Genomic DNA, 24,412 nt, shown 5'->3' with positions numbered 1-24,412 from the left:
CGTGGGACCGCGTTGTCAGTGGCCGCCGATAACGTCTCGCCCATCGACGCACTTGTGCCGGGATTCCCCCGGTACGACCGTGCTCTCTTCTGGTGCTCCTGAACGCGGAAGGCTGTGGCTCGTGGGTTGGCTGTCAGCGGGTGACGGGTATGAAGTCGCCTTGGTGGAAGGGCGGGTGGCGGCACGCGCCACCTCGGGCCGGGCGGCGGGACGGCAGTTGAAGACGCTGCCGCGCGCGCTCAAGGACCACCCGGAGGTGGACCGGCTGCGGAGGTTCGCCGAATGGCTGGACCGGCACTCGGCCGCGTGCGTCGCGCAGGTCGACGCCTGGATGGTGTCCTCGCTCCCCGTGCCCACCGGTTTGCTGGCCCGGGTCTGGCCGGACGAGGCCTGGCGGTCCGCGCTGCGCGATCTGGCGGTGGTCGGCGACGACCCGGACGAGGTCGGCTTCCTGCGGGGTGCCACGGACTCCGGCGAACTGCGGATAGTGAACCTGGACGGGGACACCGTCCGGCTCTCCCCGCTCACCGTCACCCTGCCGCACCCCGTGCTGCTCCCCGACCTCGACGACGTGCGCGAGTTCGCGGCGGAGCTCGGGATCACGCAGAGCGTGGAACAGATCCACCGGGCGACCTGGCGACGCCCGGAGAACCCCGGGAACCCGGAGAACCCCGGGAACCCGGAGAACCCCGGGAACCCGGAGAACCCCGGGAACCCCGGAAGCCCCGACACCAAGGCCACCGAGGTGCGCGACTTCACCGGGGGCACGTTCCGCTCCCGTTTCGCCCTCGCCGCGCGCGCCTCCTCGCTCGGCTACCGGGTGTCCGGCGGCTACGCCACCGCCCGCGTACGGGACGGCGGACGGACCGTCGAAGCCTCCGTGTGGATCGGTGAGCCGTACATGAACGACGAGGTGAACACCGGCGCGCTCACCTGGCGCGACCGCGACGGCCGCGCCCTGCCGCTGCGCGAGGTGGGCCCGGTGGCCTGGTCGGAGGGCATGCGCATGGGCGCGGCGCTGTACGCCGGGCGCGTGATCGAGGAGGGCAAGGACGCATGAGCGGGGGAACTGAGATGCCGTACGAGGAGCTGCTGGCGGCCGGCGGGATACTGCCGCCGGACACCGGGGGAGCCGGGGAGGGGGCCGTCCCGCTGACCGCGCGGACCTACCGTCACCCGGGCCTGGACGACCGGGTGGTGGTGCGCCTGGTCGCCGGGGAACTGGGCGAGGCCGAGGACCTGGCCGCCGGCTACCTCGGCATGGTGCCGGACGCCGGGCCCGCCGTGGTCGGGCTCGGCCCGCGCCAGTCGCTCGGGTTCCCCGAGTGGGTCCTCGTGCACCACCCCCGGGACGGCCATCACGCTCTGGGCGTCGTACCGGACCTGGAGCGGGTGTCCCGGCAGGTGAAGTCCAAGCCGAAGGCGGCCCTGGACGCCTATCTGGAGCTGGCCGCCCGGCTCGCCGCCTCGGTGCCGCACTTCCTGCCGACCTTCTACGAGCAGGCCGCACGCGTGTTCCTCGCCGAGGAGAACACCACCTACGCGGCCCAGCTGTTCTCCCGCGCCCGCAAGGCCGAGGCGGAACACGGACTGACGGTGGAGGAAGAGCGGCTGGACGCCGTGTTCCTGGAGTTCGCCCTGGCGGGAGCACTGCCCGTGAAGGCCCTCTCCGGCTACGCGAGGGAACTCTCCGCGCGGGTGCCCGCCGAGGAGGCGCTGCGACGCTTCACCCGGCTCTGTCTGCGCCGCACCGCGGGCGGCCTCCCGCCGTCCGCCCAGATGGCCAACGACCTGCGCAGACTGGCCCGTGCCGCCGGACAGGACACGGCCCTGACGGAACAGGAGTACCTGGCCGAACTGCTCCGTCTGCCCGCCACCCCGCGCGCCACGACGGGCTGGTGGAAGGGACACCGGGCCGCCCTCGTGGCGCTGGCCGCGCGCGAGCCCCGGCTCCGGGGCACGCTGCTGGACCTGGTCCCCGCCTGTCACGACGACGACCTGCCCGCGACCTGGCTGGACATCCTCCGGGAATCCGGTGCCCTGGCCGCCCTGTGGGACGGGTCCCTGCCCGCCGAGGAGAGGCCGCGGGACGGCGCCGCCGGATGGCTGGAACGGTTCCTGGCGTTCCGCGAACGCGCCCGGCCCTGGCGTTCCTCCACCCGGATGCCCGAGCTGTACACGCTGGTGGAGCGCGCGGCGGGTCAGCTGCGGACCGAACTCGCCGAGGCCGGGCGCGGGCTGCGGGTGGAACACGACATCGACCTGATCGACCTGCTGCTGTCCCTGGACGTACCGGTGGCGGCCCCCGGACCCCGCCACCACTTCATGCTGGCCCAGTGGGCGTCGGGGGACGGACACCGCGACCTGCTGGCGCTCGCCGCCGACCCCCGCTTCCACGACGCGTTCCGGCGCGGCGCCGAACACTTCAACGCCAACGACGCGTCGCGGCGGGCGATCCGTCTGCTGGCCCAGTCGCCGGGCGGACGGCCGCTCCTCACCGAGTGGGTGCGCCGGGTCGTGCGGAGCTTCACCGCCGTCGGACTGCCGAAGCTGCCCGAGGCGATGGGCCGGCTCACCTGGCTGCCCGCCGAGGCGCTGGCGCTCGCCGAGGACGAGGTGCGCGAAGCCGTCGGCACCGACCTCGCGCCCGTCCTGGTCCGCACCCTGCGGGCTGGCCTCTTCGACGAACTGGGCTGGCCCGCCTGGGAGGAGGCGACGGCCGCCCTCGTCCCCCGGAAGGACGTCGAGGACGTCATCGTCGCCGACGCCTGGCCGCACCTCGTCGTGGCGGGCCCCCAGCAGGCCCGGGTGATCGGAGCCGAGGGCACCGTCCTCACCCACGACCTGCGCCTCCCCGCGCACGACAGCCACGGCGACCCGGGCTTCCACCACGTCGACGGCGAACTGCTCGTCTACTGGAACCACAAGGGCGAAACCCTGCGCGGCTACTGGCACACCCGCCCGGACCAGCCCCGGACCCTCCAGGGCCCCCGCTCCGCCCGGGGCACCGAGATGGACTGGTACCGCGGCGACATGCCCATCACCCTGCCGCTGCCCGGCGGCGGCCGGACCACCGGCGCGGGCGTCCTGCACGCCGGGGACACCACGGTGCCCGAGGAACGCGCGATCCTCTCCGACGGCGTCGCGCACTGGGTGTGGCACCCCTCCGGCGACGGGAGCGGACGGGACTGGCACGAGTACGACCCGGCCACCGGAGAGGTCGGCCGGGCGAGCCGTCCCGCCTTCGTCGCCGACATGCTGCGCGACGCCCCGGAGGGCAGCGTGCTGGCCGGAGCCCGGCTGCGTCCCTCGCCGACGAAGGGCCGGACCCCTGCCTCCGAGCCCGTCGACGGTCTGATCGGCATGTGCGTGGTACGGCTGCCCGACGGCTCCCACCGGGTCCGTGACCTGGCCGGACAGACCGTCGCCCTCGCCGCGGACCAGGGCACGCCCGCCGCGCTCGTGCGGTTCCCGGGCGCCGACCGGCCCCGGGTCGTCGTCCGGGGGAGCTGGCGGATCGAACTGATCGACGAGGACGGCGTCGTCACCTCGGTGGCCAAGACCGACCGCACGCCCGGCGTGTTCGGCGAGGGCACCCTGCTGCTGCCGCCCACGCAGTACTGGGAGTGCCTGACACCTCGTGACGAGCGGGGCTCCCGGGCCCTGCGGCGGATCGACCGCGACACCGCGGCGGCCCTGCTGACGGCCGCCGGGCAGGACGACGAGACGGCCCTGCCCGCCGCCGTCCGCGCCCTGCTGCCCGTCACCCACGACGCGCTCGTCGCCGGTGTCGTCGGCGTCGTCCGCCACGCCGCGCGCCAGCGGGCCGTACTGGACGAGGTGGCCGCCCGGCTGACCCGGGCGCTCGCCGGTGACCGGGAGGAGGGCCCGGCCGGACCCTCCGACGCCGTGCTGCTGGACGCGATGAGCGGACTCGGCTCGCCGCGCTCCCACTGGCGTTACCACTCCGAGGAGGCGGACACGGTCTTCCGCACCCTGCGCGTGCTGACCCGCGCCGCCGGGCTCGCCGACACCGCCGTCCCCGCCGAGCGGACCGCGCGACTGCATCTGGACGGGCCGGAACTGCCCTCCGGACAGACCGGCCCGCAGATCCTGCTCAGCCGGGTGACGGCCCTGGCCTTCCGCGCCGCCGCGGCCACCACGGCCGAGGAACACCGCGAGGCGCTGGGCGCGCTGCTCGCCGGATTCGACGCGCTCGGGCTGACGGCGGGCGGCTCCGGACGCTGGCGCGAGGTGGTGCTGCGGCTGCCGGCCGGTCCGCTGCGCACCCGGGCGGGCGACTGGCGCGAGGGCACCTGGAACGGCCTGCTGCCGCTCGGCGGCGGCGCCTTCCTCGCCGTCCTCGACCGCGGCTCACGGAACGACGACGGCTGCGTGTTCACCGGGCTCTTCCACGACCCGGCCGGACGGTTCGAGACCCCGGAGCCCTACACGCTCCTGGAATCCGCCTCCCCCGGTGGCCGGGACACCCGCCCGCCCGGCGCGCTCCTCGCGGAACTGGCCGCCCGGGGCCCGGCACCCTGGTTCCCCTCGGCCGCCGAGGAGTTCGCCGCGCTCACCGGGGTCACCGACACCACGGCCCGGCTGATCGTGGCCGGTCTGCCCCGGGTCGACGAGTACGAGCGGACGTTCCTGACCGCACCGGTACGGGCCCTGCTCGGCGTGAAGTCGGTCCAGGCCGCCGTCGCCAAGGACGAACTGCGCGGCCTCGACAGCGACGTCCGCGCCGCCGTGGTCGCCGCCCTGGTGCCCGCCGACCCGGCCCGCCTGTGGACCGAGGGGCCCGACGCGGCCGCGGCCGCCGAGGTCTGGAACGACCGCGTCGGCCGACGGACCGCCGTCCCCGAAGAAGTGCTCGGCGACGCGCTCCGCGCCGTCAAGCACACCCCGTGGGAGGTCCGCGCCGCCCTCCCGGCCCTGCTGAGCCCCGCCGGTGAACCCCGGCTCACCCAGGACCTCGCCTGGGCGGTCGACGGCGACCGGGTCCGGCCCGTCGGGGACGACCCCGTCGGGTTCACGGCGGGGACGCTGACCGGCGCGGTCGGCCTCGCCGCCTGGCTCGCCCACCGGCTCCCCGCCGGAGACCCGATGCGGGCCGCCCTGCCGTCCGCGCTCACCGCCGTCCGCGAACGGCTGGACCACCCCGGAATGGTCCTCGACCTCGGGGCGTACATCCGGCTCTCCACCTTCAAGAAGGTCGCGGGCACCCCGACCGAGACGGGCCCGGGCTACGAACGGTACGGCGCCGTCATCCTCGCCACCCAGGACGACCAGCCCGCGCCGGGCCTGCGCGTCGACCTGCTCGACGAGGCCGGTCAGGACCCGTACCTGCCCGCGCTGCGCGTCCAGCACCAGCGGCCCTACCGGGCCGAGGTGGCGCTGCGTCTGGCCCGCTCCCCCCATTTCGCGGCGCTGCTCGCCGACCCGGGCGGGCCCCGGGCGGGCGACCGCGCCAAGGACGGCACCTGGTGGCCCCAGGACCCGAGCCGCTCCGTGCCCGACCTGGTCACCCAGGTGGCGAAGGAACACGGCATCGGCGAGGACGCCGCCACGGTCTATCTGATGCTGCTGACCATGCCCGACCCCTCCGACCGGATGACGGCCCGGTGGACCGGCTGGAAGCCCGCCCGGCTCAAGGCCGCCCGCGCCGAACTGGCCGCCACCGACCTGGTGGTGGAGGCCAGCCGCACCCGGGCCGGACGCTCCCTCTTCCTGCCCGGCGGCTGGACCGACCCCGGTACGCCGCGCGTCCCCCTGGAAACGTGGAAGCTGCCGCTGTACGGCGAACTCATGCACGAGGAGTACGCCGTACTCGGAGTCGTCGTGCCCACCGAACCCGCCACGGAGCTGTACCGCAGGGCCTGGCAGCGGGTGCGGGACGGGGAAGGGCCGCGCTTCGAGGAGCTGACGGTCCGGCGCGGACGCCGTCGCTGAACCGGGGACGGCCGGGGGAGGGCGGGCCGGGTCGGCCCCGATGCCCGCCCCCGGCCGTCCACGGGGCCGTCCGGGCCCGCGCCACGGGCCCGGACGGCGGCGGACCCCCCTACGGACCGACCACCACGACACCCCGGCCCGGACCGCACCCGCCGAGAGGAACCCCCACCCACCAGAACCAGCCAGAGCCGACCGGCGACAGCCGGACGACCACCACGATCAGCGCGAACCAGTACCGACCAGCAAGGAACCCGCATGCCTTCGACCGATACGGCGACGGCCCCCACGGCCCGGCAGACCCTGCCCGCCGAGGAGCGCCACGCCACCGAACTCGCCTTCCTCGCCGCCCATGACGAGGGGCCCCGTCCGCCCGGCTGGCGGCTCACCCCCCGCGCGGTCATCACCTTCGTCTGCGGCAGCGGAGGAGAGACGCTCCGGCTCCCCGAGCCGCACGGGACGCTGCCGGACCGGCTGGAGATAGCCCCCAAGTTCGTCGGTGAACGCGCCCTCGTCGAACGGTGCGTGGTCACCCTCGCCGGTGAGCGCGGCCTGCTGCTCGTCGGGGAGCCCGGCACCGCCAAGTCGATGCTCTCCGAACTGCTGGCCGCCGCCGTCTGCGCCACCAGCGCCCTCACCGTGCAGGGCACCGCCGGTACCACCGAGGACGCGCTCCGCTACGGCTGGAACTACGCGCTGCTCCTCGCCCAGGGCCCCACCCCGGGGGCGCTGGTCGACTCACCGGTGCTCAGCGCCATGCGCACGGGCCGGGTGGCCCGGGTCGAGGAGATCACCCGCTGTCTGCCCGAGGTGCAGGACGCCCTGGTCTCCCTCCTCTCCGACCGCCGGATCAGCGTGCCCGAACTCTCCGGCACCGACGAGGCCCAGGTCGCCGCCGCACCCGGCTTCACCGTCATCGCCACCGCCAACCTGCGCGACCGCGGCGTGTCGGAGATGTCCGCGGCCCTCAAGCGCCGGTTCAACTTCGAGACCGTGCACCCCATCGCCGACGCCGACGCCGAGACCACCCTGGTCCGGCGGCAGGCCACCGCGGCCGTCGAACGGGCCGGCGCCGCCTTCGCGGTGGACGACGCGGTCCTCGACGTCCTGGTCACCGTCTTCCGCGACCTGCGGGCCGGACGCTCCGCCGAGGGCTGGGACGTGGAACGCCCGGGCACCGTGATGTCCACGGCCGAAGCCGTCCAGGTCGCCACCTCCCTCGGGGTGGCCACCGCCTACCTGCCCGGCGGCGACGTCCTCGACCTGGTGCCCGGACACCTCCTCGGCGTGGTCCGCAAGGACGACCCGGCCGACCACGCGCGGCTCCTCGGCTACTGGGACGGCCCGGTGCGCCGCCGCGCCGAGGACGGCTCGCCCACCTGGCGCCGCCTCTGGGACCTGCGGGAGAACCTCCGGTGACACCAGCCCAGGACCCCCGGGACGCCGTCGAGGCCCTCGCCCGCTCCACCACCCCGTACCTGCTGGGGGTACGCCACCACAGCCCCGCCCTCGCCGCCGCCGTGCCCGCCCTGCTGGACGCCTCCGGCGCCGAGGTCGTCTGCGTGGAGCTGCCCGCCGACTTCCAGCCGTGGCTCACCCATCTGGCCGCCCCCGGCACCCTGGCGCCGGTGGCGCTGGCCGGGGCCGGTGAGGACGGTCGGCTCGGCTTCTACCCCTTCGCCGACTTCTCGCCCGAACTCGCCGCGATCCGCTGGGCGCGCGAGCACGACGTGGAGGTCGTCTGCTGCGACCTGCCGATGACGGATCCGGCGTGGCACGGCGACGACACCACCGGCCTCCCGGGCGACACCCGTGACGCCCCGGCCCGGACGGCTCCCCCCGCTTCCGCCACCCCGTTCGCCGACGCGCTCACCGCCGCCGGGACCGGGCGCGACGGGGACGACCTGTGGGACCGCTGCGTCGAGGTACTGGCCCCCGGCTGTTCCCCGGAGGCGATCCGCAGGGCGGCGCTCGGCGTGGGCTGGGCCCTGCGCCGGGACGCCGAGTCGGCGGACCGCGTACCGGCGGTGGACCTGGCCCGCGAGAGCCACATGCGTCACACGATCGCCCACGCCTCGGCGGGCGGACGCCGGGTCGCCGCCGTCATCGGCGCGTTCCACGCGCGGGCCCTGACGCCCGGGGCGGACGGAGCCGACCCGGACGGCCGCGCACCGGACCAGGGCACGGCCACCGCGCCGCCGACGGCCGCGCCCGGCACGACCCGGGCCGGGCGGCGACCGGCGGTGGTCACCTCGCTCGTCCCCTACTCCTTCGACCTCCTCGACTCCCGCTCCGGCTACCCCGCGGGCATCCGCGACCCGCGCTGGCAGCAGGCCGTGTTCACGGCCGGGGGCCGTCCCGGGCCGCTGCGCACCGCCGCCGCCCGCGCGATCACCGACGTGTGCCGCCAACTGCGGGCCGCCGGGCACGCCGCGGGCACCGGCGAGGCGGCCGAAACCCTGCGGATGGCCTGCGACCTGGCCAGCGTGCGGGGTCTCGCCGCCCCCGGGCGCGGTGAGGTGCTGGAGGCCCTGACCACCGTCATGGGCCAGGGCGAGCCCCTCGGCCGGGGCCGGGCACTCGCCCGCGCCCTCGAAACCGTCCTCGTCGGCACCGACCGGGGCCGGACCGCCCCGGGAACCCCACGCTCCGGACTCGGCCCGTCCGTGGAGGCCGAACTCGCCGCCCTACGGCTGCCGGGCCCGGACGAACCCGCCGCCCGCGAGGTGCGCCTCGACCCGTTCCGCTCGGCCCTGGACGGCCGCCGCGAGATCCTGCTCCAGCGCCTCGCGGTGTGCGGCGCGGGCTACGGCGAAGCCGTGGAGGTGGCCGGAACGGGCGACGGCACGGCCCTCACCACCCGATGGCGGCTGGCCTGGACCCCGGCCGTCCCCGTGCGACTGGACCTGGCCGGAATCCGGGGAGTGACCGTGGCCCTCGCCGCCGAGGGCACCCTGCGCGAGACGCACCGCCACGCGTCGGCGGACGGCGGGCCGACCTGCGCGCTCGTGCTGACCGGGCTGCGCTCGGCGGCCCGCTGCGACCTGCCCGCACTCGTCACGGAACGACTCACCGACGCCGCCGCCCTCCTCCCCGCCGCCGCGACGCTCACCGAACTGCTGGAAGCGCTCGACCTGTTGGAGGCACTGCTTCGCGGCCATCTGCCCGGCACCACCGCCGAGAGCCGCGAGCTGGCCGCCGCGCTCGCCATCGACCTGCTGGAAACAGCGGTCCGCGCCCTGCCCGGCCTCTCGGGCAGCGACGCGCCCCACGACGCGGCCGCGCTGATCGCGCTCGCCTCGCGGGCCGGTGACCACCGGCTCGGGCTGCGGATGGACCACGCGCTGGCCGCCCTCGCGCACACCGGCTCCCCCCTGGTCCAGGGCGCCGCACTCGTCGCCCGGGTCCTGCTCGACCTCGACGACGCCGGAACGCTCGGCACCCGGACCGCCGGCTGGATCGACAGCGCGACCACCCCGGACACCCGGCTGGCGCTCGCCCGCAGACTCGCCGGACTCCTCAGCGGCGCCGCCCCGCTGCTCCAGTCGTCGCCGACCGCGCTCGACCCGCTCCTCCACCGGATCGACACGCTCACCGACCAGGGATTCCTGGACCGGCTGCCCGCGCTGCGAGGAGGCTTCGACACGCTCAGCCCGGCCGGCCGTGGCCGTCTGCTGGACGCCGTCACCGAACGCCTCGGCGACCGGCTCGACCTCTCCCTCGGCGCCCCGCCCCAGCTGCTCGCCCTGTGGACGGCGGCCGACACGGCGGGCCTCGCCGCGGTGACGTCGCTGGCCCTGCCGACGGGGACCCCGCCCGGCCAGCCCGCCCCCGCACCGGCCCCGGCCCCGTCCCCGTCCCCGTCTCTATCCCTGGCACCACGACGGCCCACGACCCCCGCTGACAGCCCGACGGACCCCGACCCGGTCCCACCCGCGTCCCCGCCCGGCGCGCCCCACCTCTCACCCACCGACCGGTGGCGGCTGCTGCTCGGCCGGGAGAGCGAGAAGCTGCCGACGGACGCCCGCCGCTACGCGCACGCGCTGGACGAGCTGTACGGCGCGGGGCGCGGCGAGGGCGCCACCGACCTCGGTCGCGAAGGCGGCGCGGGCGGCGGCCGGGAGGCGGCCTTCCCCACCGCCCGCGAGTGGGCCGCCGAACTCGACGCGCTGTTCGGCGCGGAGATCCGCGAGGAGGTGCTCGCCCGCGCCGCCGACCAGGGCCGCACCGATGTGCTGGCCGAACTGGACCCCGCCTCGGTACGTCCCTCGATCGACCTGCTGACGTCCGTGCTGTCCCTCGCCGGGGGCCTGCCGGAGCAGCAACTGGCCAGGCTGCGGCCCTTGGTGCGCCGACTCGTCGACGAACTGGCGAAGGAACTCGTCACCCGGACGCGTCCGGCGCTGACCGGCCTGGCCACTCCACGGCCGACCCGGCGCCCCGGCGGCCGTCTCGATCTGCCGCGCACCTTGCGGGCCAACCTCGCGACCACCCGCCGGACGGCCGACGGCCGGACCCTGGTCGTCCCGGAGAAGCCGGTGTTCAGCACCCGTTCCCGCAAGGAGGCCGACTGGCGCCTGATCCTGGTCGTCGACGTGTCGGGATCGATGGAGGCGTCGGTCGTCTGGTCGGCGCTGACCGCGGCCGTGCTGGGCGGAGTGCCCACCCTCTCCACGCACTTCCTGGCGTTCTCGACCGAAGTGATCGACCTGACGGACCGGGTGGACGACCCGCTGTCGCTGCTGCTGGAGGTGCGCGTCGGCGGCGGCACCCACATCGCCGCCGCGCTCGCGCACGCCCGCACCCTGATGACCGTGCCCAGCCGGACGCTCGTGGTGGTGGTCAGCGACTTCGAGGAGGGCTACGCCCTGGGCGGACTCCTCGGCGAGGTGAACGCCCTCGCCTCCTCCGGAGCGCACCTGATGGGTTGCGCGGCCCTGGACGACACCGGCACCCCGCGCTACTCGGTGCCCGTCGCCCGCCAACTCGTCGCCGCGGGCATGCCCGTCGCCGCCCTCAGCCCCCTCGCCCTCGCCCGCTGGGTGGGCGACCGCCTCCGCGGAGAGACCCGATGACCACAGATCCGACGCGGACCGACCCGACGCACACGGACCCGATGACGCCCGACCGGACGGGCGCCCCGACGTCCGACCGGACCGGCGACGGCCCCGCGACCGCCGAACTGCCGCCGGTGGCGCCCGATGTCGTGGCCGCCGCCGTCGAGGGCCTGACCGCACGCCTCCGCAAGAAGCTGGACGCCACGATCGAGTCCTACGCGGCCCTGCCGGTCACCCGGGCCGACGGCGTGCTGCGGATCCGGTGCGGCGAGGACACCGAAGTCGCCCTCGCCCCCGGCCCCACCGGCGCGGTCACGGACGCCGGACAGGCGGTGTGCACCTGTCTGCTCTCCCCCCGGTGCCTCCACCGCGCCGCCGTGCTCGGCGCCTGCCCGGTCGCCGACGCGGACGCCCTGGCCGTCGTCGAACCGGCACCGGACCCGGCACCCGCCCCGGCGGACACCGAGGTCCCGGCGCCCAGCGGCCCGACCCCGGCCCAGACCGCCGCGGCGGCCGCGCTGTGGACGGCCGCGGCTGCCGTGCTCGCCGCAGGGGTCCCAGGCGCGGGCGCGGTACCCCAGGCGGAACTGCTGCGGGCCGCCCACACCGCCCGGCTGGCGGGACTGCACCGAGCCGAGGCCGCGGCGCTGCGCGTCACCCGGGGGCTGCGGGCGGCCCGCGCCCGGCACGACGGCCACCGGCTGGCCGACCTGGTGGCCCAGATCCGCGAACTGCTGCTCACCGCCCATCTGCTGGCGGCGGGGGACCCGTCCCCGGCGCTGGTCGGCACCGCCCGCCGCGCCTACCGTCCCGGTGGCGGACTGCGCGTGTACGGGGTCTGCCGGGAACCGGTGATCACCGCCACCGGATACGGCGGTGTCGTCACCCATCTCGTCTCCGACGACGGAGGCTGGTACTCCGTCGCCGACGTCAAGCCCGGCGGTCCGGCCCGGGCGCGCGGCGCGGGCACGGCGAGCGTGACGCTCGGCTCGGGCACCCTCGACCACGCCCGGCTCTCCCGGGGCGGACTCCTGATCGCGGGCGCGACGCTCTCCCCGGACCGGCGGCTGGGCTCCGGAAAGGGAGTGAGGGCGACCCCGCTCGGCGGACTGCCGTGGACGTCGGGGGCGCTCGCCGAGCTGTTCGCCCGACCGCTGTCCGAGGCGGTCGCGGCACGGCTCGGGGAGGGCGCCGGGACCGACCCGGAACAAGCCGACGCGACGGTCCGCGAGCTGATCGGCTGCGACCTGGTCCTCGTGGGCGCCACGGGCGAACACCTCCTCGCCCGCGAACTGCCTCCCGGCCGGACCGAGCCGGGCGGTCCGCTGATCAGGCTCGCTCCCGCCAACAGCCACCCCGACCTCGCCCACACCGCCAACTTCCGCCGCCTCGCCTCCCGGCCCGGACTGCGGATACGGGTGATCGGCCGACTGGACCCCGACCGGGCGGCGACCCTGCGTCCCCTCGCGGCGGGCCCCGTACCCGGTACCGAGGCCACCCTCAGGCTGCCGGCGGCCTGGGACGGTCACGCCGACCTCGGCTACGACCGCATCGAGGGCGCCCACCTTCCGCCACCCGACGACCCCGCCCCGGTGGGCGCGCTCCACGACGCCCCTCACGACCCCCTCGCGCGAGCCCCGCTGTGGCGGCTGCGGCGCCTCGTCGAAGCGGCCGTCTCAGGAGGCCGCCGGGCCGTCGCCCAGCCCGCCCGCGACGGGGACCGGGCCGGTGGCGGAGCGGCACTGCGACGCGGGGGGTTCCGGGCGGCGGCCGACCTGTCCACCGCCCTCACCACGGAGGCCGACCGCCGCACCCGCGACGTCTTCGGCCGCACCGCCGAAGGCGACCCCGACCAGTACGCCCGGGTGTGGCTGGCCGCGGCGGTCTACCTGGAGGGCACCGAACGGGCGCTGGTGGGGGCGACCTGGCGGGACGAGGAGGCGCCCGCGTAGTCGGCCGGGGCGCGCGGAGCCCACGACGGGAGCGGTGAGGCCCTCCACCGCCCCTCGGCGGCCTCACGGGCTCGCTCGCGACGATCGGTCGGGTCACCGTTTCCGGCCGCGTCCAGCCCGTCGACCGGTTCGACGGCCGCCCGCCGCGCCACCGGACCGACGGATCGGGGACGGCGCCGTCCCCGGAACACCGTTGGGCCCGGGGACGGGAGGGACGCCGCCGGAACGGGTGCCGCCTCTGTCCCTTCCCGAGGGCGCGGGCGCCCTCGGCCGCTCCCGGAACGACCCAGCGGGAACTTCCGGAAGAGGTCAGCGGTCTCCGGGTTCCTCCCCGGCCGCCGCCAGGGCCGCCGCCGTGGCCGCCCCCACCCAGGTGTCCACACCGGAGGCGTCCAGGCCGAGGGTGTGCTGGAGGGCCAGGCCGCGCAGGAGGGCGACGACCACCGAGGCGGCGCGGTCGGCCTGTCCGGGGCCGAGAACGGCGTCCGGGAGGCCGGACGCGGCGCGGCGTCCGGTGAGTAGTCCGGCCAGGGTGTTCCGGGGCCACACCGCGCTGGCCCGGAACGTCTCCTCGGCCTTGTCGTCGCCCAGGGCGAGGGCGGTGGCCTCGGCCTCCAACCGCAGCACCCCCCGGCCGTCGGGCGCGGTGGCGCTGTCGTACCAGGCGCGGGTCCACGCCTCCACGACGTCCTCGGCCGGGAGGCGGGGGTTCTCCCCGAGGGCGCGGGCGGCGTTCTCGACCGGGACGAACCGGCTGTCGACGACGGCGTGGAGCAGCCCCAGCTTGGCGCCGAAGATGGAGTAGATCGCTCCGGTGGTGAGATCGGCGTCCCGGGCGATGGCCTCGATGCCGACCGCGTGGTAGCCGTGCGCGAGGAACTGCCTGCGCGCCGCGTCGACGAGAGCCTCCGCGTTGCGCCTCCGAGACTCGGCCCTTCTCCCCGTCATGCGCGTCGTCCTCCTCCGGTCCGGGACCGCCCCGGCCGCTCGCCCGCGCGCCCTGATGGGCGCCCGGGTCATTGTGCCCGCGAAACCGTTTCCGTAGAGTCTCTACGGTAATAGCATCACTATCTCAATAGGGCTCTACGAGAGGTGGCGTCGTGGACGGTACGACGAGGGACATACGGGCGGCGGTCGCCCGGATCGGGGACGTGGACCGCTACCCGGCCGTGGACGAGGCGCAGGACGAACTGGACCGGCTCGCCGAGGCCCACCCCCGCCTGGTGACGGTGCGCAGGGTCGGCACCTCCCGGCAGGGGGAGCCGATCCGGATGGCGTCGATCGGCAGCGGGGCACGCGACGCCCTGGTCTTCGGCGGCCCCCACCCCGACGAGCCCGTCGGAGCCCTGACCGTGCGGGAGTTGGGCCGGATCCTCTGCGCCGACCCGGATCTGAGGGAGCGGCTGGGCCTGCGCTGGCACCTGATCCCGTGCGTCGACCCGGACGGAGCCCGGCTGAACGAGGGCTGGTACGCGAGGCCCGGCACCCGCGAGGGCTACGCCCGGGGGTCCTACCGCCCCGCCTTCGCGGAACAGGTCGAATGGACCTTTCCCCGGCTCACCGAGCCGGGGTACTTCGACCGGGTGCCGCCCGAGACCCAGGCACTGGCCCGGGTCATCGACGAACTGGCTCCCGCCCTGCTCTGCTCCCTGCACAACGCCGAGTACGGGGGCGTGTTCCACTACGTCACCGCCGCCGACACCGGCCTCGCCGAACGACTGGCCGCCATCCCCGCCTGGGAAGGGCTCACCTCGCACCGCGCCGTCTTCGAGGTTCCCGACAGCGACGTGGTGGCCCCCGGAGTACTCCTCCTCCCCACTCCCGAAGACCTGCTCGCCGAATCCGGCGGGGGCGAGCGGGCCTTCGGAGCGGGCAGCGCCGAATACGCGCGACGGCACGGCACCCTCTCGGTGGTGACCGAGGTCCCCTACTGGGACGATCCGTCGACCGCCGACACCACCCCCTCGGGCCGCGCCTACCGGCAGGTCGTCGCCGACAGCGTGAAGGTGCTGGAGGAATCGTCACGACAGGCCGCCGAGCTCGTCGACCGCGCACGGCCCGACCTCCGTCTGGACACCCCCTTCCTGCGCTCCTGCGACGACACCGTACGATCCGGCGCCGCGTCCGCCGCGGGCTGGCGCCGGGTCGCCGCCGACCCCGCCACCGAGCGGAGGACCGCCACGGTGGCCGAGGGAACCGCCTTCCGGGCCCTGCCCCATCTCTTCCGGCTGCGCTGCGCCGGGGCCGCCCGACGCCTGTTCGACGCCGAACTGGCCGCCGGGAACACCCGACGGGCCGTCCGCCGGGGCCACGGCGACGCGGAGCGGCTCCTCGCCCGGTGGCTCGCCGACGCCGACGCCGACCTCCCCGGCAGGTTCATCCCCCTGCGACGGATCACCGCGGTCCAGGTCGCGTCCGTGCTCACCGCCGCGCACCACCTCCGGGAGCACCCGACGGCGAGCGCGGCGGAACGACCGGCGGACGGGGAGCGCGGGTGACGCGCTCACGAACGGAGCGGCCTCCGGAGCCGCACCGGTGCGGTGCCCGGGACGCTCACGGGTCAGCGTCCCGGGCGGAGGGTACGCCACCACACGCGCACCCCCCGACCGTGGACCAGCGGCCGTAGACGTGCCGGGTCGGCGGCGGGCCCCGCGCGGAGGCGGGCGCCGCTGACGTCGGTCAGCGCTGTGGACGGGACCGGGAGTGCCGCTCGTGCAGTCGGTGGAGCTGGTCGACCCAGAACTCCTCCTTCTGCTCGCGCGACGCCTTGGCGGGCGGTGGGACCGGCCGCGTGGCGGACGCCCCTCGGCACCGTGTCAGTGGCCGCTTCTACGCTCCCGGGTATGAGCGGTGTGCGCGGTTCCGCCCGGCAGACGAACGGTCATCAGAGGCTGTCTCCGGGGAGGGTCGGGCTCCTGGTGGCGCACGGGCACCTGGAGCTGGTGATCCGCGCGGCGGCGGAGCGTGGTGAGTGGTTGTGGGCGAAGAGCGCCGTCGAGGAGCTGTGCCGGACGGGGGACCCGGGGCGGGCGCTGGAGGTGGTGGAGCCGTTCGTCGCGGCGGGGGAGGAGGACGCCCGGTGGGCGAAGGCCGACCTCCTGCTGCGGACGGGCCGGACGGAAGAGGGCCTGGACCTGGTCCGTCCGGACGACGCGGGCCGTGCCTCGCTGACCGGCTGCCGCGACTTCGCCGGACTGCTCGCCACGGCGGGGCGCGTCGACGAGGCCGTCGACCTGCTCGTCCCGCACCTCGACGGATCGTGGCCCCTGGCGGTCCTGGTGGAGATCACCGAAGGACGGGACCGTGACGCGAGGGTGCTGGAGCTGATCGCCCCGCACGTCGACAGCGTGTGGCGCGACCAGCGCGAGGACTGGTGGAACCACCCCTTCCAGCAGGCGCCGGAACTCCAGGCCCGGGTGCTGGAGCGCGCGGGCCTGGTGGACGAGGCGATCCGGACCCTCCACGCGTACACGAACCGGCACCGGTTCGCGAACGCCCAGGTCGCCCACGCCGAGCTGCTGGCGCGTCACGCTCGGCTCGACGAACTGAGCGAGCTGGCCGCCCGGGAGGCGCGCGACTGCCTGGGCGTCCACGCCGACGCCCTCCGCGCCCACGGCCGGGCCCGGGAGGCCGAGGTGCTGTTGCGCGCCGCCCTCGCCGCCGACGAATGGCCCGGGCACCGTGGCACGCTCTCCGAGGCGCTGCTGCGGGACGGCCGGTTGGACGACGCGGTCACCGTCGCCGAACCCGGCTTCGGCTGGTACGGCGACGGTGCCCCTGACAACCTCCTGGCGCCACTCGCCTTCCTGCTCCTCGACCGGCCCGGGGAACTGCTCGACCTCTTGGAGCACCCTCTCACCGTCCCCCACCACGGCCACCCGGAGTTCCCGCACGAGTGGCGGGCCTTCGCCCTCGCCTCCGTCGGCCGGGTCGACGAGGCGGTCACCGTGGCCGAAGCCCACCCGGATCCACGGACCGATCCCCGCGTCGTCAGGGCCCGTCTCCTCCGCGCCGCCGGGCGCCTCGACGGCGCCGCCGCCGAACTGCGGGCCCTCGGCACGATCGACGCGCGCGAGGAACTGTTCGAGGTCCTGGTCCGGCAGGGGCGGGCGGCCGAGGCGATCGCCGTCCATCCCACGGCGGCGGAGCGGCGGGCCGGGTCCGGCCCTCCGGGAGACGTCCCCTTCTGACGGACAGGGGTACGGGAGAAGGGGCGGGACGTATGGACGGGCGGGCGGCGTGCGCGGGCGGTGGAACCGGTCGGGCCGGGCCGCGTCGGGCGGGGCCGTCCGGGGCGGGCGGCGACGCGCGCCGGGGGGTGTACCGCACGCCGCCACGGGCAGGATGGACCGCACGGTCACGGAGGCGAGGGCGGGAAGCGGCCTGGTGCCGTCCGCCCCGGCGGCAGAGGAGCGGAATGGACATCGGGGTCTTCCTCCCCATCGGGAACAACGGCTGGCTCATCTCGAAGAGTTCTCCGCAGTACATGCCGACCTTCGAGCTGAACCGGACCGTCGTGCGGCGGGCCGAGGAGCACGGGCTGGACTTCGCCCTGTCGATGATCAAACTCAGGGGCTTCGGCGGCGAGACGGAGTTCTGGGACCACTGTCTGGAGTCGTTCACCCTGACGGCCGCCCTGGCCGCCGTCACGGAACGGATCAGGCTCTACGCCTCCGTGCCCATCCTCGCCCTGCCGCCCGCCATGGCCGCCCGGATGGCCGCCACCGTCGACTCGGTCGCCCCGGGCCGGGCCGGTGTCAACCTGGTCACCGGCTGGGCGCCCGCCGAGTACGCCCAGATGGGCCTGTGGCCGGGGGACGAGCACTTCGCCAACCGCTACGCGCGGGCGGTCGAGTACATCACCGTGCTGCGGCAGTTGTGGGGCGAGGGGGTGAGCGACTTCAAGGGCGAGTTCTACCGGATGGACGACTGCGTCCTGTCGCCGCGCCCGACGGGCGGTCACATCGACGTCCTCGCCGCCGGACAGAGCGGTACGGGGATGGGGTTCGCCGCCGGGCACGCCGACGGGAACTTCATCCTGGGCAGTGGCGTCAACACCCCGCTCGCCGTCTCGGACGCCACCGCCGCGCTCGCCTCGCGGGCCCGGACGACCGGGCGCGACGTGGGGGCCTTCGTACTGTTCATGATCATCGCGGCGGAGACCGACGAGGCCGCGCGGGCGAAGTGGAAGGACTACCACGACCACGCCGACCTCTCGGCGCTCGGCTATCTGACCGAGCAGACGGCCACGGACAAGGACGCCGACTCCTCCTCGACCGCGCGGACCGTCTCCCTCCCCGAGGGCGCGGTGAACCTCAACATGGGAACGCTCGTCGGGTCGTACGAGACCGTCGCCCGCATGCTGGACCAGGTCAGCACGGTTCCCGGGGTCAAGGGGGTCATCCTGGTGTTCGACGAGTTCATCGAAGGCGTGGAGGACTTCGGGACCCGCGTCCAGCCGCTGATGAAGTCCCGTGCCCCGGTGACGGGGCGTCCGGCTGAGCTGTGAAACCTGGCGCGGGCCGTGAGCCGGGCGCGGGGTCGGCGGACCGTGTGCTCCGCCGTTGGCCGGGCCCCGGCGCCGCCCGGAAGACGTCCGGCCGTGGGACGCCTTCCGGGCACCGGCCGCGACCGACACAATCAGCGGTATGACGATCACCACGGTCGCTCCGCCCGGGCGTTCCCCCGCCGTCGCCCTCGTCCAGGGGTTCCTCACGGGAGGGGTGGTCGGGGTCTCGCTCGCGGCCCTCGTCGTGGCGGTCGTCATCGAGGAGGCGCCGCTGTTCTGCGCGGGTCTGGCCCTGCCCGCCGTCTACGGACTGGTCCGCTTCCTGGCCGCCCGGCCCCGGCGGATCAGGGAGGCGGCCGTCGCCCCCCGGACGGCACTGGCGGCGATCGAGGAGCGGGAGCCCCTGGGGAACCCGGGCGAGTCGAGCGACGTGCCCGTGCGGTTCGACCTCACGGTCGCGCCGGACGGAGCGCCCGCGTACCGGGTCGAGGTCCGGCACGAGGTCCATCGCTCGGAGCTGTCCGGCTTCCGGCCGCGCGACGTCCTGGTGGTCGAGTACCCGCCGTGGGCGCCGTGGCGGGTGAGCGTCGTGAGGCGGCCGACACCGTCGTGGGAGGAGCGGGCCGAAGGGGCCCGGATCGACTCCGCGCCCGGACCGGTCCTGCTGAGGGAGCCCGAGGAGGGCCGAGCACCCGGACTCCTCTCGTTCCTGGGGCTGCTGCTGGGCGCGGCCGGGATGGTCCTGCTGTTCCGGGCCGAGCTGTTCGCCGGGGGTGCCGCGGACGCCGGGGGCCTCTCGCCCGCGCTCCCCGCGCCGTCGGTGTCCGTGTCGGCGTCGGCCGTGGAATCCGCGTCCGGCATGGTCCTGCTCGACCCGGGCCGCTCCTTCCTCGACGACGGCGAACTCCGCCGGGCCGTGGAGTCCCTCACCGGAGGCGAGGGGAAGCGCCGGGCCGTCACCCTGGTGGTGCGCGACCGGACGCTGTCGGTGGTCTTCGCCGGGACGGGCGCCGGGACCCCGGACTTCGACCCGCGCTCCCTGCCCTACGGGCGGATGCCCGCGCTGGTCGAGGAGGCCCGGACCGGTCTCGGCGCCACCCGTCCCGGAGCCTGGCGGATCACCGTCGACCGCCTCGGCGGATCCGTCACCCTCAGGGTGAGCGTGACCGGGGCCGGGGGCACGGCCTTGCTGGAGGCCGACGGCCGGGGCGAGGTGGTGCGCCGCGTACCGGCCCGCTGAGCCCGTACCCGTCCCGTTCCCGTCCTGTTCCCCGTGTCCCGTTGGGCGAGGGCGGGGAGGGCCCAACGGCTGGGCTGGGCTGGGGTGGGGTGGGGTGGGGTGGATGGGCCGGGCCGGTACGAGGTGGGACGGGACGGGGGACCGGGGGCGGACCGGGCCGGACCGGTCGCCAGGACCGAGCCGCCGCCGGGCGGCGGGAGCGGAACGGACGGGCGGGAACCGGGAGTGGCGGGGGCGCCGGGCGGGAGCCGGGAGCGGAACGCCCCCGGGCGGCAACGGGAGAGCGGCGGGGCGGGGAGGACACGGATGGACTGGTACGACTGGCACGGGTATCTGGCGCTGTGGTGCGGGGTGTTCGGGGTGCTGGCGCTGATCGGGTACGGGAGGTCGCTGGCCGGGGTGAACCGGGCGCGGCGGGCGGTCCGGGTCATGGGCCGGATCGAACGGGTCCGGCCGCCCCGGCACGGGGGTTCCTGGCGGGACGGGATAGCCGTCGTCGTCACCTTCCGCGATCCGTCCACCGGGCGGGAGCACACCGTGACCAACGACCGCGACCGCGGTGTCATGATCGACGCGGCCTGGGAGGGGCGCGAGGTCCCGGTCAGCTATCCCGGGGGACGGCCGTTCGCCTACCGGTTCACCCATGACCTCCACACGGGCCGGTACGGACTCGGCTGGCCCCACACCGCCCTCTTCCTCGTCTACGCCGGTCTGGTGGTGGGCGCCTCGGTCGAGTGGGGCTGGCCCTGGGCGCTGATCGGGGTGTTCGGTCCGTGGACGGTGTGCGGGATCCTCTATCTGCCCGGGAGCGTGAGCGGGCCCGGACGCGCCCTCGACGAGCTGGGCTCCGGGCCCCCCGTCCCGGGCCGGGTCGTCGCCGTGCTGGAGGACGTCAGCACCGACGAGGACGGCCACACCATGACCCGGCACACACCGGTCGTCTCCTTCACCACCCGTCAGGGCGTGACGGTCACCGCCTACCGGACCTCGGGGCTGACGGACCCGGCCCGTTCGTTCGGCCGGGACGTCACGGTCCACTACGCGCCCGCCGACCCGGCGCGCTTCACCCTCGACCTCGCGGCGGACCGCCGGTCCCGGTGGTCGGAGGTCGCGTTCGCCCTGGTGGCCTTCGGCCTCGGGGCCGCGGCGGTCGTCGTCGGGGCCGTTCTGCTGTGGTGACGGCGTCCGGGTCCCCCCGCCCTGTCCGGAGACTCCCTCCGCATTCACTGATGTACCCTCAAACAAGGCTGCCGGACCGGTGGTTGACCGGTCCGACAGCCCTGGGTGGTCATGTCGTGAACGTGTCAGGGTGAGTGGTGGGGGTGTTCCCGGGGGTGAACGGCGCGGGGGCGCCGTCGGTGGTGTGTGTGGTGTGCGTGAGGGGGTGCGGGGCCGCCGTGGACGGGGGCGATCGCGCCCCGGTCGGACCGGGACGATCCGCCGTCGGGCCGACACCCGGGTGCGTGGTGCCGCCGATCGCGCGTCCGCCGGGAGGAGCCGTCAGATCCAGCCCTGGCGCACCGCTTCCGCGCCCGCCTGGAAACGGCTGCGGGCGGCCAGCCTGCCCGTGAGGTCGGCGTTCATCCGGCGTACCGTGCGCAGCGACACCCCGAGGTGGCGTCCGACCGTGGCGTCCGTGTGGCCGTTGGCGAGCAACCGCAGCAACTCCTTCTCCTGCGGGCTGAGATCGTGGTGGTCATGGGGTTGGGTGGGGCCGATCGGGTTGGCCCGCGCCCAGTACTCCTCGAAGAGCAGCCGGGCGACCGTGACGGTGCCGGTGCTGCGCAGTTCGAGCGCCCCGGCCCCGTTGTTCCCCGGGTCCAGCGGCACCAGCGCCACCTCGCGGTCGAAGATCACCATCGGAACCGCCAGGGACGGCAGGGTGCGCACCTGACCGCCCAGTTTTCCCAGCCAGTTGACGTAGCGCACGGTCTCGGGCGCGTTGCGGAAGCTGTCCTGGTAGATGCTGCGGATCCGTACGCCACGGCCCAGCGCGCGCTGGTCGAGCGGCCGGTTGGCGGCGATGACATCGGGCGACTGGGCTCCGCCGGGAAGCATCGACAGGTACTCGAAGCGCGCCAGTTCGGCGAGTTCGGAGACCCGTTTGCACATCTCCTCGCGGCCCTCCAGCCGCTTGACCACGTCGTAGCCGCGGGGCAACCGGGCGGAACGGCGGGCGGCCAGGGTGGAGACCACGGTCCTCGCCTCCTCCAGTCCGCGCTGCTGTCTGGCGAGTTCGGCTTCCCTGCGGGACAGCAGATAGGAGAGGCCGACATCGGGATCGGTCGCGCGGAAGAGCAGTTCGTCGGCGGCGTGCGCCTCGGCCTGATCGAGTAAGCAGAGATCGGCGAGGCGGTCGAGCGTGGAGAGCACCTCCTCCTCGCTCCAGCCGACTCTGGTGACGATCTGTTCGAGTCTGAGTTCCGGTTCCTCCAGGAAGAGCCGGTAGACGATCTCCGTTTTCGGGTCCAACCCGAGAGCGTGAAGCATTACTTCCCCCCAAACCTCTGGTGGCGCACGTCGTTCGGTGAAGAGCACTGGTGCGGGCGTGGGTGCAGGAGTCGGCCGGGTGACACGGCCGGACCGGGCGGGGTCGCCGCCGGTGGACATCCTCAGGCTTGCCTATGGTGTAGACCAGCAGAACGGCATGGCCGAAAGGTGCCGGGCACCTCCCTGCCAGCCCGCCGATTGTGCCAGGTCGGCGGCGATGTCGGCACGGGCATCGGCATGGCAGCCGGTTGCGGAGCAACTGCCTGCCAGCCGAGGGGTGTGGCCAATCCCCCGGGCGGCTGGCCAGACTCTCCGGCGGGCCGGGGGTGACGCCGGCCCACTGCCGAGGGGAGCAGCCACATGACCAGTTCACCACATCGATTGACGATCTGTCAGATCTCTTTCCGCAGGAGTCCGAGGGGCCTGAGGGGCTGGACGGGAAGGTCCCTCGGGCCGCCCGCCGACGCCCCCGGCGGGCCCCCGTACGGTTCCGCCCGGAGCTGAGACCGGGCGCGGGCAGCCCATGTACCTCGTGACCGCGCTGCTGATCCTCACCGGGTCCCGGGGGGCACCGAACGTCCCCGAGCCCGGCGAGTTCGCCGAGATCATGCGATCGTTCCGGCGGCCCAGAGCCGCCGGGGACACCACCGTCCCCGCGCATCTGTACGCCGTCGCGGGCCCGGACCGGGTCCACGCCGCGCTCTTCATGGAAGCGGCCGGACCGGTCGACGCCGAAAGCGCCGCCTTCGGGTTCCTCGCCGGAGTGCTCGCCTCCTGCCCCGCCCCCGTCGGCTGGGAGCTGGCGGCCTTCGGGCGGGTGGCGCCGACCCGTACCGCCGAACCGAGAGACCAGGGAGCGACATGCCGGGGGAACGCCCCACCGTGTCCGTGATCATCCCCAACTACAACTACGAGAAGACCCTGGGCGCCGTCCTGGAGTCGGTCTACGCCCAGACCCTCGCCCCGCTGGACGTGGTCGTGGTGGACGACCACAGCACCGACGGCTCCCGCGAGGTGGCGGAACGCTTTCCGTGCGTCCTGGTGTCCACCCCGGTCAACCAGGGGGTCTCGGCGGCGAGGAACCTCGGCGCGCGCAGCAGCCGGGGCGAGATCCTGTTCTTCCTGGACTCGGACATCGCGCTCGCCCCGGACGCCCTCGCCAACGCCGTCGACCTGCTGCTGAGCGACCCCGCCACGGGGTGCGTGCACGGCATCCTCGACGCCGAACCGCTCTTCGACGACGGTCCGGTGGAGCGCTACCACGTGCTGCACGCGCACTTCTGGCGGCGGCGGGCGGTCGGGGTGGTCGGCACCGCGTTCTTCGCCCTGGCGGCGATCCCGCGCGCCGTGTTCGAGGAGATCGGTCCGTTCGACGAGAACCTGCGCGACTCGGAGGACGTGGAGTACAGCGACCGGCTGCGCGCGGCGTACCGCATCAGGATGACCGAGACGGTGGTGGGGCGCCACGACGACGTGGACCGCCTCGGCCCGATGCTCTCCGAGCAGTTCCGCCGCTCGCAACTGCTGGTGCCGGTCGCGGCGGTGGAGCGCGGGGGCGGCGGCGGTCTGAAGGCCAACCGGCCGGTCGGGGCGCTCGCCGCCGCGCTGGTGCCGGTCACGCTGCCGCTCGCGCTGGTGGCCCCGTGGCTGCTGGCGGTGCCCGCGGGCTGTCTGCTCTGGTTCGCGCTGGTCGACCCCGGGCTGGCCCGGTGCGCCGCCCGGCACCGGGGCACGGGCTTCCTGCTGTGGTTCCTGCTGGCGCACTTCCTGGTCCATCTGGCGCTGGTGTCCGGGGCCCTGGTCGGCGCGGTGCGCTGGCTGGTCCAGCCGGGCTTCGGGCCCTCGGTCCGCCGCCGCGAGGACCGGACGGCCGAGCGCGGCGCCGACGGTGGAGCCGATGGCGGCGGGGGCGGGGAGCGGGGCCGCGAGGGCTCGGCGGCGGTCGGCCGGTGAGCGGTCCCGTTCCGGTGCCGTCCCGCGCGACCACCGACCCGTCCGTCCCGTCCACCCCGTCCGTCCCGTCGGCGCCCTCCGACCCTGCCGCCCCGTCCACGTCTTCCGTCCCGTCCACCCTGTCTGTCCCGTCCACCCCGTCCCGCCCGTCCACCCCGTCCGGTCCGGCCGACCCGTCCGGCCGACCCGTTCCGTCCAGTGCGTCCACCCCGCCCGGTCCGACTGCCTCAGGGACCCCGGAGGAACCGTCCACCCGGAC

14 protein-coding genes are annotated in these 24,412 nt (G+C 75.3%); 12 read left to right on the top strand and 2 right to left on the bottom strand.

All coding sequences use genetic code 11. From position 1 onward, the window contains the following. Positions 1 to 121 precede the first annotated feature (121 nt). From ACVWNX_RS02050 to ACVWNX_RS02030, 5 genes are all read left to right on the top strand, one after another. The gene (locus ACVWNX_RS02050; protein ID WP_454412108.1) at positions 122 to 1,060 is read left to right on the top strand and encodes a DUF4132 domain-containing protein; all 939 of its coding nucleotides are present in this window, start codon (positions 122 to 124) and stop codon (positions 1,058 to 1,060) included. Then, a complete protein-coding gene (locus ACVWNX_RS02045; RefSeq protein WP_454412107.1) occupies positions 1,057 to 5,955 on the top strand; it encodes a DNA-binding protein in 4,899 nt (1,632 codons plus the stop codon). The genes ACVWNX_RS02050 and ACVWNX_RS02045 overlap by 4 nt, the downstream gene beginning before the upstream one ends. Before the next feature lie 255 nt (positions 5,956 to 6,210). Beyond that, positions 6,211 to 7,371: an ATP-binding protein gene (locus tag ACVWNX_RS02040; protein WP_454412106.1), complete on the top strand. Its 1,161-nt coding sequence runs from the start codon at positions 6,211 to 6,213 to the stop codon at positions 7,369 to 7,371. Continuing rightward, complete coding sequence (locus ACVWNX_RS02035; RefSeq protein WP_454412105.1) at positions 7,368 to 11,027, top strand: vWA domain-containing protein; 3,660 nt, start codon at positions 7,368 to 7,370, stop codon at positions 11,025 to 11,027. The genes ACVWNX_RS02040 and ACVWNX_RS02035 overlap by 4 nt, the downstream gene beginning before the upstream one ends. A gap of 41 nt (positions 11,028 to 11,068) precedes the next feature. Then, complete coding sequence (locus ACVWNX_RS02030; protein ID WP_454414604.1) at positions 11,069 to 12,961, top strand: hypothetical protein; 1,893 nt, start codon at positions 11,069 to 11,071, stop codon at positions 12,959 to 12,961. Between the two features lie 309 nt (positions 12,962 to 13,270). Here the strand turns inward: ACVWNX_RS02030 and ACVWNX_RS02025 are convergent, their stop codons facing one another. Then, entirely contained in the window at positions 13,271 to 13,909 is a 639-nt protein-coding gene (locus ACVWNX_RS02025; RefSeq protein WP_454412104.1) for a TetR/AcrR family transcriptional regulator, read from the bottom strand. Between the two features lie 152 nt (positions 13,910 to 14,061). On the opposite strand from ACVWNX_RS02025, the gene ACVWNX_RS02020 reads away from it, so the two are divergent. From ACVWNX_RS02020 to ACVWNX_RS02000, 5 genes are all read left to right on the top strand, one after another. Beyond that, positions 14,062 to 15,459: a M14 family zinc carboxypeptidase gene (locus ACVWNX_RS02020; protein ID WP_454412103.1), complete on the top strand. Its 1,398-nt coding sequence runs from the start codon at positions 14,062 to 14,064 to the stop codon at positions 15,457 to 15,459. A 345-nt stretch (positions 15,460 to 15,804) separates the two neighbouring features. Beyond that, positions 15,805 to 17,151, top strand: coding sequence for a tetratricopeptide repeat protein (locus tag ACVWNX_RS02015; protein ID WP_454412102.1), 1,347 nt, complete (start codon positions 15,805 to 15,807; stop codon positions 17,149 to 17,151). Between the two features lie 227 nt (positions 17,152 to 17,378). Beyond that, positions 17,379 to 18,470 carry a pyrimidine utilization protein A gene (gene rutA, locus ACVWNX_RS02010; protein ID WP_454412101.1) on the top strand — a complete coding sequence of 364 codons (1,092 nt, stop codon included), beginning with the start codon at positions 17,379 to 17,381 and terminating at the stop codon, positions 18,468 to 18,470. Between the two features lie 139 nt (positions 18,471 to 18,609). After that, positions 18,610 to 19,710, top strand: a complete 1,101-nt coding sequence (locus tag ACVWNX_RS02005) for a hypothetical protein (protein WP_454412100.1) — start codon at positions 18,610 to 18,612, stop codon at positions 19,708 to 19,710. 306 nt (positions 19,711 to 20,016) lie between these two features. Then, positions 20,017 to 20,889, top strand: coding sequence for a DUF3592 domain-containing protein (locus ACVWNX_RS02000; protein WP_454412099.1), 873 nt, complete (start codon positions 20,017 to 20,019; stop codon positions 20,887 to 20,889). A 321-nt stretch (positions 20,890 to 21,210) separates the two neighbouring features. On the opposite strand, the gene ACVWNX_RS01995 is transcribed toward ACVWNX_RS02000, so the two are convergent. Then, a complete protein-coding gene (locus tag ACVWNX_RS01995) occupies positions 21,211 to 22,182 on the bottom strand; it encodes a helix-turn-helix transcriptional regulator (protein WP_454412098.1) in 972 nt (323 codons plus the stop codon). 541 nt (positions 22,183 to 22,723) lie between these two features. Between ACVWNX_RS01995 and ACVWNX_RS01990 the strand changes: the two genes are divergently transcribed. Both ACVWNX_RS01990 and ACVWNX_RS01985 read left to right on the top strand, forming a co-directional pair. Continuing rightward, positions 22,724 to 23,092, top strand: a complete 369-nt coding sequence (locus tag ACVWNX_RS01990) for a hypothetical protein (RefSeq protein WP_454412097.1) — start codon at positions 22,724 to 22,726, stop codon at positions 23,090 to 23,092. Next, on the top strand, positions 23,083 to 24,153 hold the full coding sequence (locus tag ACVWNX_RS01985) for a glycosyltransferase family 2 protein (protein ID WP_454412096.1): 1,071 nt from the start codon (positions 23,083 to 23,085) through the stop codon (positions 24,151 to 24,153). Before ACVWNX_RS01990 ends, ACVWNX_RS01985 begins: the two co-directional genes overlap by 10 nt. Positions 24,154 to 24,412 lie beyond the last annotated feature (259 nt).

The organism is Streptomyces sp. JNUCC 64 (genome assembly GCF_054484115.1).
This window is presented reverse-complemented; position numbering and strand designations above follow the sequence as displayed.